Source organism: Amycolatopsis sp. NPDC104819, from assembly GCF_055583145.1.
In genome coordinates, this window is the sequence record NZ_JBVJON010000008.1 from 296,085 (window position 1) to 308,821 (window position 12,737).

General features: G+C 70.6%; 6 protein-coding genes. 1 reads left to right on the forward strand and 5 read right to left on the reverse strand.

The annotated features are described in order from the left end of the window. Window positions 1-41 precede the first annotated feature (41 nt). From ACZ63E_RS26540 to ACZ63E_RS26560, 5 genes are all read right to left on the reverse strand, one after another. On the reverse strand, window positions 42-5,882 hold the full coding sequence (locus ACZ63E_RS26540) for a DUF7927 domain-containing protein (protein ID WP_465338813.1): 5,841 nt from the start codon (window positions 5,880-5,882) through the stop codon (window positions 42-44). Window positions 5,883-6,636: 754 nt separating this feature from the next. Next, window positions 6,637-7,755, reverse strand: a complete 1,119-nt coding sequence (locus ACZ63E_RS26545) for a bifunctional 2-methylcitrate synthase/citrate synthase (RefSeq protein WP_465338814.1) — start codon at window positions 7,753-7,755, stop codon at window positions 6,637-6,639. A 12-nt stretch (window positions 7,756-7,767) separates the two neighbouring features. Then, window positions 7,768-8,661 (reverse strand): methylisocitrate lyase, encoded by an 894-nt coding sequence (prpB, locus tag ACZ63E_RS26550; protein WP_465338815.1) that lies wholly within the window; start codon window positions 8,659-8,661, stop codon window positions 7,768-7,770. After that, on the reverse strand, window positions 8,661-10,142 hold the full coding sequence (locus ACZ63E_RS26555; RefSeq protein WP_465338816.1) for an MmgE/PrpD family protein: 1,482 nt from the start codon (window positions 10,140-10,142) through the stop codon (window positions 8,661-8,663). Before ACZ63E_RS26555 ends, prpB begins: the two co-directional genes overlap by 1 nt. After that, a complete protein-coding gene (locus ACZ63E_RS26560; protein ID WP_465338817.1) occupies window positions 10,142-11,005 on the reverse strand; it encodes a 3-hydroxybutyryl-CoA dehydrogenase in 864 nt (287 codons plus the stop codon). The genes ACZ63E_RS26555 and ACZ63E_RS26560 overlap by 1 nt, the downstream gene beginning before the upstream one ends. A 130-nt stretch (window positions 11,006-11,135) precedes the next feature. On the opposite strand from ACZ63E_RS26560, the gene ACZ63E_RS26565 reads away from it, so the two are divergent. Beyond that, entirely contained in the window at window positions 11,136-12,536 is a 1,401-nt protein-coding gene (locus ACZ63E_RS26565; protein WP_465338818.1) for a short-chain fatty acyl-CoA regulator family protein, read from the forward strand. Window positions 12,537-12,737: the final 201 nt, after the last annotated feature.

The window sequence follows — 12,737 nt, forward strand, 5'->3', positions numbered from 1 at the left end:
GTGACTCACCCTGACAACGCGGTGATGAAGTGCCAGGGCGGTCACCGGCGGGTGCGGCGGCGGACCACGATCAGGAGGCCGGCCCCGGCCACCAGCGCAGCCAGCCCCAGCCCGAGCAGCCCGGCGGCCGGCACCCCGGTCGAGGCCAGGGGCCAAGGGCCGGGACCCGGAGTGCCCGGACCCGGCGGGCCGACCGGATCCGGCGGGCCGACCGGTTCCGGTGGCGTGACAGTGCCGGGATCGATCGAGGTGTCGGTCGAGCAGCCTGGCTCGGCCGGAGTCGCGCAGTTCGCACCGGGTGTGGTCGAGGTGACCGCGTTGCGCAGCCGCTGCCCGGCTCCGAGGTCGGCCTTGACGGTCACCGAATACGTGATGACGACCTTCTGCCCCACATCGAGCCGCCCATGCCACCGCAACTTCGGCGCGGTGAACCCGACGGTGCCGCCAGTGGCTTCCGCGTCGTCGTTGTACGACGCATTGCCGAGCACCCCGGTCAAATCATCGGTGACGACCGCGTCGTCGTAGCCGGCGGCACCGGTGTTGACGACGGTCAAGGTGTAGCCGACCGGCTCGCCCGGTTTGACGGACGCGGCCGGCTGGGCCGTCTTGGTGATGGTCATGGACCGCACGGGCGTCCGCGTTTCGCAGGCCGGATCCCCGGTGGCGCGATCCTGTCCTGCCGAGCGCTTCGCCGGCGTCGGCGGGCAGTTGGTCTTGTCGCCGCCGGTGACCACGTTGTCCAGCAGGTGGTCGCCGCGGACCGGGTTCGCGACCGTCACCGTGTAGCCGATGGTCGCGGCGGCACCGGGCACGAGCGTGCCGGTCCACCTCAGCCGTGGCTCCCGGTAGCTCACGGTTCCGACATCGGTGCGGGCGTCGTCGTTGTAGGTCGCGTCGTCGAGCACCCCGGTCAGGTCGTCGGTGAAAGACGCCCCCCGGTACGGCGCCTGGCCGGTGTTGCGCACGACCACGGTGTAGGTGACCGTGCCGCCGGGCAGCGCCACGGCCGGGCTCGCGGTCTTCGTGATGCGCAGTGCGGGCGTCGGCAGTTCGCTGCGGCAGTCCGGATCGGCGGATCCTTCTTCACAGTTGGATCCCGCACCGCTGACCACGTTGAGCAGGCGCTTGTCGCCGAGGTTGGTCACCGTCACGGTGTAGGTGATCGTGGCTTTCGCGCCCGCATCCAGTGCACCGGTCCAGATCAGGGTCGGTGCGGCGAACGCGACCGCACCGCTGTCGGCTTTCGCGTCCCCGTTGTAGGTGGCGTCGTCCAGGACACCGGTCAGGTCGTCGGTGAACCGGGCGGTGGGATCGGGCGCCTTCCCGACGTTTTCGACCGTGACGGTGTAGGTGACCGTGTCACCGGCTTTGACGTCCTTCGGCGTGGCCGTCTTGACGATCTTCAACGCGGGCAGCGGCGTCACCGTGTGGCAGTCCGGATCGTCGCCGCCGGGCGGGCAGGTCGTGTCCGGAGCTCCGGTCACGGCGTTGCCCAGCACCTTGTCCCCGGTCGGCGGCCGGCGCACCGTGACGGTGTAGGCCACCGTGACGGTGGCTCCGGCGGCGACGTCGCCGGTCCAGGTCAGCGTCGGCGCCGTGTAAGTGGTGCGGCCGGCGGTCGCGATGACGTCGTCGTTGTAGGTCGCGTCGTCGAGAACACCGGTCAGGTCGTCGGTGAACCGGGCTCCCGGATAGGCGGCGGTGCCGGTGTTCGCCACCCGGACGGTGTAGGTGACCGTCTCCCCCGGCTTCGCGTTCACCGGCGTCGCGGTCTTGCTGATCTTCAGCGCGGCGACCGGGGTCACCGGGGTGCAGTCCGGGTCCGTGTTCCCCGGCGGGCACGTCGAGTCCTCGGGACCGGTCACCGCGTTGCGCAGCCGGAGATCACCGGTCGGCGGCCGGTGCACGGTCACCGAGTAGGTGATGGTGACCGTGGCTCCGGCGGGCAGGTCGTGGGTCCAGGTCAGCGTCGGCGCGGTGTAGGCGGTCGTGCCCGCCGTGGCCGTGGCGTCCTGGTTGTAGGTCGCGTCGTCCAGGACGCCGGTCAGGTCGTCGCCGAACCGCGCGCCGGAGTAGGGCGCGGTGCCCGGGTTGGCCGCGATCACGGTGTAGGTGACCTTGCCGCCGGGCTTGGCGGTGGCGGGCGCCGCCGTCTTGGTCAGGACCAGCAGACCGATCCCGGTGCTGGTCGAGCACTCCGGATCGGTGCTGCCCGGCGGGCAGGTCGAGCCGTCCGGGCCGACGACCGCGTTGGTCAGCCTTCGGTCACCGGCCGGGGGCTTGCCGACGGTGACGGAGTACGTCACCGTCACCTTGCCACCCGCGGGGACAACACCGGTCCAGGTCAGCTTCTGCCCGGGAGCGTCGAACCTGGTCGTCCCGGCGGTCGCGGTGGCGTCACCGTTCCAGGTCGCGTCGTCGAGGACTCCGGACAGGTCATCGGTGAAGGACGCGTCCGGGTACGCCGCGGTGCCGGTGTTCTCGACCAGCGCGGTGTAGCCGACCTTCTCCCCCGGCTTCGCGCTCGCCGGGGACGCGGTCTTGGTGATCTTCAGCGCCGCGATCGGGGTCACCGGGGTGCAGGCGGGATCGGTGTTCCCCGGCGGGCACGTCGAGTCCTCCGGTCCGGTCACGGCGTTGCGCAGCCGGTGGTCGCCGGCCGGGGGACGGTTCACCGTGACCGAGTAGGTGATGGTGACCGCGGCTTCGGCGGCGACGTCGCCGGTCCAGGTGAGCGTGGGTGTGGCGAAGGCGACCGAGCCCGAGCCCGCCTTCGCGTCCCCGTTGTAGGTGGCGTCGTCCAGGACGCCGGTCAGGTCGTCGGTGAAGCGCGCCGCGCGGTAGGCGGCGTCGGGACTCGTGTTGGTCACCGTGACGGTGTAGGTCACGACCTGGCCGGGGTTGGCCGTGGCCGGCGTCGCGGTCTTGCGGATCGTCAGGCTCGGTTTGGGCAGCACGGAGCGGCAGGCCGGGTCGGTCGAGCCCGGCGGGCAGTTGGAGTCGGTGCCGCTGACGACGTTGCGCAGGAACTTGTCACCCGTGTTGGTGACGGTGACGGTGTAGGTGATCGTGGCCGAGGCTCCGACGGCCAGGTCGCCGGACCAGGTGAGTTTCCGGCTCGCGGCGTCGAAGACCGTGGTGCCGAGCGTGGCCGCGGCGGTGCCGTCCCAGGTGGCGTCGTCGAGCACACCGGACAGGTCGTCGGCGAACGACGCCCCCGGGTACGCGGCTGTGCCGGTGTTCTCGACCAACACCGTGTAGGTGACCCGCTCACCCACCTTCGGGTCGGCCGGGGACCCGGTCTTGACCAGCTTCAGCGACTTGATCAGCGTCTCGGTGTGGCAGCCCGGGTCGGTGCTGCCCGGCGGGCAGGTGGACCCGTCGGGACCGGTGACGACGTTGCCCAGCCGGCGGTCCCCCGCCGGGGGCTTGCCGACGGTGACGGAATAGGTGACGGTCACCGTCGCGCCCTTGGCGACATCACCGGTCCAGGTCAGCTTGCGGCCCGCCGCGTCGAAGGCCGTCCGGCCCGAGGACGCGGTGGTGTCGCCGTTCCAGGTGGCGTCGTCGAGCACGCCGGACAGGTCGTCGGTGAACGAGGCGCCCGGGTAGTCCGCGGTGCCCGGGTTGGTCACCGTGACGGTGTAGGTGACCCGCTCTCCCGGCGCGGCCACGGGCGGAGCCGCCGTCTTGGTGATCCGCAGCGCGGCGACCGGAGTGACCGTGCCGCAGGCCGGATCGGCGCTGCCGGGCGGGCAGGACGAGTCTTCCGGGCCGGCGACGGCGTTGCGCAGGTTCTTGTCCCCGGTGGGCGGCGCGTTGACCCTGACCGAATAGGTGATGGTCACCGTCTGCCCCACGCCGACGTCACCGGTCCAGGTGAGCTTCGCGGTCGCGGCGTCGTAGACCGGCTGGCGCGGGGTGCGGACCCCACCCGCGGTGGCGACGGCGTCGGCGTTGTAGGTCGCGTCGTCGACCACGCCGGACAGGTCGTCGGTCAGGGTGGCCCCGGTGACCACGGCTCCGCCGATGTTGCGCGCGGTCACCGTATAGGTCACGACGTCGCCGGGTTTGGCCGAAGCGGGCGACGCCGACTTGGTGATCAGCAGGCCGCTGATGGTTTCGTCGGTGCCGCAGTCCGGGGCGGCGCTGCCCGGCGGGCACGTCGAGCCGTCCGGTCCGGTCACGGCGTTGCTCAGGCGCTTGTTCCCGGCGGGGGGATTGCCGACGGTCACGGAGTAAGTGATCGTCACCGCGGTGCCCTTGCCGACCGTCCCGCTCCAGCGCAGGGTCGTGTCGCCGGGGGTGTAGGTCACCGGGCCCGCCGAGGTGCCACCGGAGTTCTTCGCGGCCGCGTCACCGTTGTAGGTCGCGTCGTCGACCACATCGGACAGGTCGTCGACGGCGGTGGCCCCCGTCCAGTCGGCGGTGCCGTCGTTGGTCAGCGTGATCGAGTAGGTGACCTTCTGCCCGGGCATCGGCTTTTTCGGCGAGCTGGTCTTGACGATCTTCAACGTCGCCAGGGGCACCCGGACCTCGCAGTCCGGATCTCCCACGCCCGCCGCGCAGTTGCTGCCGGGGACGGTGACGACGTTGTCCAGCCTCTTGTCCCCGCGCGGCGGAGAACCGACTTTCACCGAATAGGTGATCGACACGGTCTCGCCGGGAGCGAGGTCACCGGTCCAGGTCAGGTGCTTCGCCGCCGCGTCGTAGCGGGGCTTCGTCCGTTCGCCGGCGGCGGAGACGGCCTTCGCGTCACCGTTGTAGGCCGCGTCGTCCACGACGCCGGACAGGTCGTCGGTGACGACGGTGGCCGGCGCGGGCGCGGTGCCCTGGTTGGCGACGGTGACGGTGTAGGTGACCGTGTCGCCCGGTTTCGCGTCCGCCTTGTCGGCCTTCTTGGTGACCACGACCTTCTTCGTCAGGTCCGGGGCGATCGAGCAGCTGGCCAGGTCGGTGATCGCCCACGACCCGCCGGACTCCGCCTTGACCGTCCCGACCTGGTTGGCGAGCACGGTACCGCCGGGGACCTGCACCGAGACGCCGGTGCGTGGGTCCACTTTGTACAGGGTGCCCGCGTAGTAGCCGAGGTAGATCGACCCGTTCAGGAAGGCCATGCCGTAGTTGTTGAAGCCGTTGGCCGAGCCGGGGCCGGTGACTTTCACGGCTTGCGTGGTGACGCCGGTGTCCGGGTCGAAGCGGTAGACGTAGCTCTGGCCGCCGTAGACGATTCCGTAGTAGACGCCGCCCGCGGAGTCGACGAACAAGTCGGGCACCAGCGAACCACCGGCGAACACCGGGTCGTTCGGCGGCTCGGAACGGAGCGTCGATCCTCGGCGGAAGACCTTGGTGTCGCCGGTGGCCAGGTCCATGCCGAACAGCACCGGCGCACCGCCGTTTTGCGCGCCGTAGAGCATGCCGGTGGCCGGATCGGCCGTCAGGCCGCCCCAGTTCACCCCGGCGGGCAACGAGCGGGTCGCGTCACCGGCGATCCGGTCGGTCACGGAGTTCGTACCGGACACGTGCTTGTACACCGTGCGGTTGGCGCTGGTGTAGCTGGAGTAGAACGCGGCGACCCGGCCCGTGTCGGGATCCTTGCCCAGCGCCATGTTCGACGACCAGTAGTCGGGCGGCCCCGCACCGGTCCGCTTGGTGATCACCGTGTTGCGGACCGACGCGTCCCCCGCCGCGTCGGTGCCCAGCTGCATACCCGACCGGATGTTGCTGTAGTACAGGTGGTCGCAGTCGAAGACCGACGGATCGTGTTCGCCCTGCACCGTCCAGGACGCTGCCTCCGCCACCCCGACCGGGACAACGGTGCCGGCGAACGCCAAAGTGACCACGACCACCAGACCGGCGGCCTTGCGCCCGAGAAACCTCATCGAGCGCGGCCACCGCGCCCACCCACCGAAAATCACCCGGTCGTCCTTCCGCCCACCCGTATCCGCCCTCATCGTCGACCATGGTCAGTACAGGCGATCACCGGCTCCGAACGACAGCCGTCCCCCCGCAAGCCGAATTGTCGGGAAGCCATCTACCGCTGATCGGGGCCGGCTGAACCGAGAGTACAAAACCACACACCCGACAGCTGCCCCAGATCCTCTGACCACCGGAAAGAGTGATCAACATCTTGACAGCTTCTCGCTCGCCGGCCCGCGCCACAATATGAAACTGCTTCTTCGCAGCCGAGAAACGGCTTTCACCGATTCAGTCGGTTCTCCACGTCACCGCCACTTCAGAGGTCCCGACCTGCGGCTCGCAGGCAACCAATTGTGGAGACTCGCCCACCGTCGGCGGGCGTTGTGGTCGGCCACCTGAAGCCGGCTGCACCTGAGATCGGCGCATGGGGGACCGGGCGGGCCGCAGCAGACGACGCTGCTGCGTTCACCGGCACACGTCGTCGGCGGGAGCCGGAACAGCCAGCCATGCCCACGGCCCGCACGGCCGCGGGCACCAGTCGGTTCACGCCAGGGTGCGGGATCTTCTCCGACCCGCCCGACAGCGCCGAGCCGGCGGAGTGCGGCCCTCTACGGCGGCAGCGTCACCGTCGGCCCCACTCCCGGCGGCGGGTGGGCCGTGCAAGCCGTCCTCGACCTGACCCCGCGCCGTCTCGCCCGACGACGGCCCCGCCATGACTCACGAACCTGCGAACGCGCGTTGCGGTTTGCCGCTGTAGGTGCTCGACGGCCGGATCAGGCTGTTGGCTGCCAGCTGTTCCATGATGTGAGCGGTCCAGCCGGTGATCCGCGCGGCCACGAAGATCGACGTGAACACCGGCGTGTCGAACCCCATCAGGTGATACGCCGGGCCGGCCGGGTAGTCGAGGTTCGGGTGCAGGCCCTTCTCCGCGTACATCGCCCGGGCGAGGGCCTCGTAAAGGTCCAGCAGCTCGTGGCCCACGCGGAGCTCGGCGACCTCCTGCAGCGCGTGCCGCATCGTCGGGACCCGGGAATCGCCCTTCTTGTAGACACGGTGACCGAAGCCCATGATCTTGCGCTTGTCGGCAAGCGCTTTCCGCAACCAGGCTTCGGCGTTGCCTGCCGCGCCGATCTCCTCGAACGTCGCCATCACCGCTTCGTTCGCGCCGCCGTGCAACGGGCCCTTCAGCGCGCCGATCGCGGCCGTCACGGCACTGTAGAGGTCCGACAGCGTCGAGGTGACGACGCGGGAGGTGAAGGTGGAGGCGTTGAAGCTGTGCTCGGCGTAGAGGATCAGCGACGTCTCGAAGGCACGGACGATCACCGGCTCCGGGACCGCGCCGAGAGTCATGTAGAGGAAGTTCTCGGCGTACCCGAGGTCTTGGCGCGGTGGGAGCGGGAACAGGCCGTGCCGACGGCGCTGGGTCAGCGCGACCACCGACGGCAGGACCGCGAACAGCCGCACCGCCTTGGCCTGGTTGGCTTCCGGCGAGTTGTCGTCCTCGTCGGGGTCGTTGGCGCCGAGGATGCTGACCGCGGTGCGCAGGGTGTCCATCGGGTGCGCGGTCTCGGGCAGGCCGAGCAGCGTCATCACCAGGTCGGTCGGCAGGCCCCGTTGTGCCCGCTCGGCCTCGGTCTGCGCGGCCAGCTCGGCCGGCGACGGGAGTTCGCCGTGCCAGAGCAGGTAGGCGACCTCTTCGAAGCTGCAGTGCGCGGCGAGGTCCTGGACCGGGTAGCCGCGGTAGGTCAGCGAGTTCGTGTCGGGGTTGACCATCGAGACCTCGGTGGTGTCGACGACGACTCCGGTAAGTCCTTTGTGGATCGTGGGTGCAGACATCGGTGTCCCCGTTCAGACGCGGAAGTTGAAGACGTTCTCGTCGAACGCGCTGTATTCGCTGTAGTCGAGCAGGTCGTAGAGGTCGCGGCGGTGCTGCATCCGGTCGAGCAAGCTCTCCTGGCCGCCTTCTTCGGTGATGGTGCGCAGCCCGTTCTCGGCAGCCTCCATCGCCAGCCGCAGCAGCGTGACCGGGTAGATCACGATGTTCACGCCGAGCGATTCGAGGGTCTTCGCGTCGAGAAGCTCGCTTTTGCCGAACTCGGTCATGTTCGCCAGGATCGGGACGTCGACGGCCGCCCGCATCCGCTCGAAGTCGGCGGGTCCGCGCATCGCTTCGGGGAAGAGCAGGTCCGCGCCGGCGTCGACGTAGGCCTTCGCGCGGTCGAGCGCGTCGTCGAGACCGTGGACGCCGGCGGCGTCGGTGCGGGCGGCGATGACGAAGTCCGGGTCGCGGCGGGCGGCGACCACGGCCTTGATCCGGCGGACCGCGATGTCGCGCTCGACGACGTCCTTGCCGTCGAGGTGCCCGCAGCGCTTGGGGTTGACCTGGTCCTCCAGGTGCATCCCGGCGACCCCGGCGTCCTCGAGGAGCTGGACGGTGCGGGCGGCGTTCATCGGTTCGCCGAACCCGGTGTCGGCGTCGACCAACGCGGGCAGCGACGTCACCCGCGCGATCTGCTGCGACCGGCCCGCGACCTCGGTGATCGTGGTGAGCCCGATGTCCGGCAGTCCCAGGTCGGCCGACAGCACCGCGCCGGAGATGTAGACGCCGTCGAAGCCCTGGCGCTCGATCAGCTTCGCGCTCAGCGGGTTGAACGCGCCCGGGACCCGTTGAAGCGCCCCGGAGTTCAGGCCCGCGCGGAACGCGATCCGCTTCTGCGAGGCGGTGGCCGTGGCGTGCAGCATCAGAAGATCCCCTTCGTCGCAGGTGTCGCGTCGATCGTCGCCGGAAGGGCCAGCCCGCGCACCTCGCCCGCGTCCAGATCGGCGAGCCGGGTGACCGAGTCGAGGAAGCGGTCCTGGTCGGCTTGCTTGATCACGCCCTCGGCCAGAGTGCGGAACTTCGCGACGTACTGCTCGCGGGCGAACGGCCGGACCCCGGCGGGGTGCGCGTCGGCGACGGCGATCTCGTCGGTCAGTGTCGTCCCGTCGGCGAGGGTGACCTCGACGCGGCCGCCGAAAGCCGGTTCCGGCTCGTGGTAGCGGCGTGTCCATTCCGGATCTTCGACGGTGGTGACCTTCTGCCACAGCTCGACGGTGTCCGGGCGGGTGGCGCGCTCGCGGGCATAGGAGTCCACGTGGTGCCAGGCGCCGTCCTGCAGCGCGACCGCGAAGATGTACGGGATCGAGTGGTCCAAGGTTTCCCGGCTCGCCTGCGGGTCGTACTTCTGCGGATCGTTCGCCCCCGAGCCGATCACGTAGTGCGTGTGGTGGCTGGTGTGGATGACGATCTTCTCGACCTTGCCGAACTCGCCGACGCGCGGGCCGAGCCGCCGGGCGAGGTCGATCAGCGCCTGGCTCTGGTACTCCGCCGAGTGTTCCTTGGTGTAGGTGTCCAGGATGGACAGCTTCGGTTCGCCTGGTGCGGGCAGCGGAACCAGGTATGCGGCGTCCGGCCCGCTGAGCAGCCAGGCGATGACGCCGTCCTCGCCTTCGTAGATCGGGCTCGGGGCAGCTTCGCCGCGCATCGCCCGGTCGACGGCTTCGATCGCAATCTTCCCCGCGAAGGCGGCGGCGTAGGCCTTCCATGAGGAGATCTCGCCCTTGCGGGACTGGCGGGTGGTCGTCGTGGTGTGCAGGGCCTGCCCGATGGCCTGGTGGACCGTCTCGGTGTCGAGGCCGAGCAGCGCGCCCAGCCCACCGGCGACCGACGGGCCGAGGTGGGCGATGTGGTCGATCTTGTGCTCGTGCAGGCAGATCCCGCGCACCAGGTCGACCTGCAGCTCATAGCCGGCGGCGATGCCGCGGACGAGGTCGGCGCCGGTGCGGCCGGTGTGCTGGGCGACCGCGAGGATCGGCGGGATGTTGTCCCCGGGATGCGAGTAGTCCGCGGCGAGGAACGTGTCGTGGTAGTCCAGCTCGCGCACGGCGACGCCGTTGGCCCAGGCCGCCCACTCCGGCGAGAACCGGCCGGGCACGCCGAACACCGTCGCCCCGGGGCTCGACGGGTGGGCCAATGCCTGGTCACGGGCCGCGCTGACCGGACGCCGCGTCAGGGACGCCGCGGCCACGGCGGCGTTGTCGATGACCCGGTTGATCACCATCTCGGTGACCTCGGGCGTGACCGGCACCCGATCGGTCGCGACGGACGCCAGCTTCCAGGCCAGCTGCTCTTCGCGTGGCAGGTACTCGGCGGAACGGTAGGTGCGGACGGTGTGGTCGATCATCACTTTCCTTCGTGGACGTAGAACCCGCGGCCGGCCTTCTTGCCGAGCAGGCCGGCGTCGACCATGCGCAGCAGCAGCGGCGGCGGGGCATAGAGCGCTTCCTTGAACTCGGCGTAGAGCGAGTCGGCGATCGCGGCGACGGTGTCGAGCCCGATGAGGTCGGTCAGCCGCAGCGGCCCCATCGGGTGCGCGGTGCCCAGCTCCATGCCGCGGTCGACGTCGGCGGCCGAGGCGAACCCGGACTCGACCATCCGGATCGCCGAGAGCAGGTAGGGCACCAGCAGGGCGTTGACGACGAACCCGGCGCGGTCGGCCGCGCGGATCGTGGTCTTGCCGAGGGCGTCGGCGGCGAACCGCTGCGTCCGGTCGACGGTGGCGGGCGAGGTGAGCAGCGAGCCGATGACTTCGACCAGCGGGAGCACCGGCACCGGGTTGAAGAAGTGCAGGCCGACGACCTGGCCGGCCCGGCCGGTGGCCATCCCGAGCCGCATGATCGGGATGGATGAGGTGTTGGACGCCAGGATCGCGTCCGGGTCTTCGACCACCTTGTCCAGGGTGGCGAACAGCTCGGTCTTGACCTGTTCGTCCTCGGCCACGGCCTCGATCACCAGCTGACGGTCGGCGAGGTCGCCGAGGTCGGTGGTGAACCGCAGCCGCCAGGACACCTGCTCCGCGCCCGCCCGATCGAGCTTGCCCGCGCGGACCGCCCGGTCCAGCGAGGCGAGGATCCGGGCGCGGCCGGCGTCGGCCGACGGGGCGTCCTGCTCGCAGACCACGACGTCGAGCCCGGCGCGGGCGCAGACCTCGGCGATCCCCGCGCCCATCTGCCCCGCGCCGACGACGGCGACCCGTGCGATGTTCATCCGGCCTCCTGTGAACCTTGTGGTGCTGTGCTCTCAGCGTGGCATCGCCCTCCGATGCGGGCGAGCCCTGTGGACTGTGAAGTCTTGTGAACGTTTCCGGTCGCTCTGTAAAAGTTGTTAAAGTCGACGTGTGGAGAAGATGTTCGCGGGAGCCCGGCTGCGGCAGCTGCGCGAGGACCGGTCGATGTCCCAGTCCGACCTGGCCCGGCTGTTGGAGATCTCGCCGAGCTACGTCAACCAGCTCGAGCACAACGGCCGTCCCCTGACGCTGCCGGTGTTACTGCGGCTGACCGAGCACTTCGGGGTCGACGCGGAGTTCTTCGCGCCGCAGGACACCGCGCGGCTGGTCGCCGACGTCCGGGAGGTCTTCGCCGACGACACCGTCGACGGCACCCTCTCCGCCGGCCAGGTGGACGAGCTGACCACCCAGTTGCCCGACGCCGCCCGCACGCTGGTCTCGCTGCACCGGCGCTACCGGGAGGCGATCGAGAACATCGCGACGCTGGTGTCGGAGCAGGGCCTCGATCGCACGGCCGCGCAGCAGCCGCACGAGGAGATCCGCGACTGGTTCTACCGGCACCGCAACTACGTCGCCGAGCTCGACGAACCCGCCGAGAAGCTGGCCGCCGAGCTGCGGCTCGTTCCGGGCGAAGTGCGTGCCGGTTTGGCCGCCGGCCTGCGAGACCGGCACGGCGTCGAGGTGGTCGCCGCCCCGATCGGCGCGGACCAGCACCGGTTCGACCCCGGTGCCCGGGTGCTGCACCTGTCCGCGGCGCTGCGGCCGGGGCAAGCGGCGTTCCGGCTGGCTTCCGAGCTGGCCATGCTCGAAGCCGGAACGGCGATCGACCGGCTGGTCGACGACGGCGCCTTCGGCGACGACACCGCTCGCCGGCTGGCCCGGATCGGGTTCGCGAACTACTTCGCGGGCGCGCTGGTACTGCCCTATCGCGTGTTTCTCGGTGCCGCGGAGCGCTACCGCTACGACATCACCCGGCTGTCGGACCACTTCGGAGTCGGGTTCGAGACGATCTGCCACCGCCTTTCGACGCTGCAACGGCGGGGCACGCGCGGGGTGCCGTTCTCGTTCGTCCGCGTCGATCGCGCGGGCAACATCTCGAAACGCCAGTCGGCCACCGGGTTCCACTTCTCCCGCGTCGGCGGCTCGTGTCCACTGTGGATCGTGTACGAGGCGTTCAGCTCGCCGGGCCGGATCGTCACCCAGGTCGCCGAACTGCCGGACGGCAAGAAGTACTTCTGGCTCGCGCGCACGGTGACCCGAACCGTGGGTGGCCACGGCGATCCGGGCAAGACGTTCGCGATCGGCCTGGGCTGCGAACTGCGCCACGCTCGCCGGCTGATCTACTCCGACGGCCTCGCCCTCGGCGCCGACGCCGCGGTCACCCCGATCGGCATGGGTTGCAAGGTCTGCGAGCGGCCCGCGTGCCCGCAGCGCGCGTTCCCCGCGATCGGGAAGACGCTCCGGGTGGACGAGCACGCCAGCAGCCTGCTCCCCTACCCGCCGCTCGCCTGAGCCGCCCGTCGACGTCAAGTGGGTGCTAGGGCCTGCATCGAAATCGCCCGGCTTCCCGTCCTGCCGCAGTTGTCGTGGGGGGGGGGGGGGGGGGGGGGGGGGGAGGGCCCCCCCGGGCCCCCCCCCCCCCCCCCCCAGTGGCCACCACCCCCCCCCCCCCCCCCCCCCCCCCCCTCCTCTCCTTCCCTCCCCCCCCCCCCC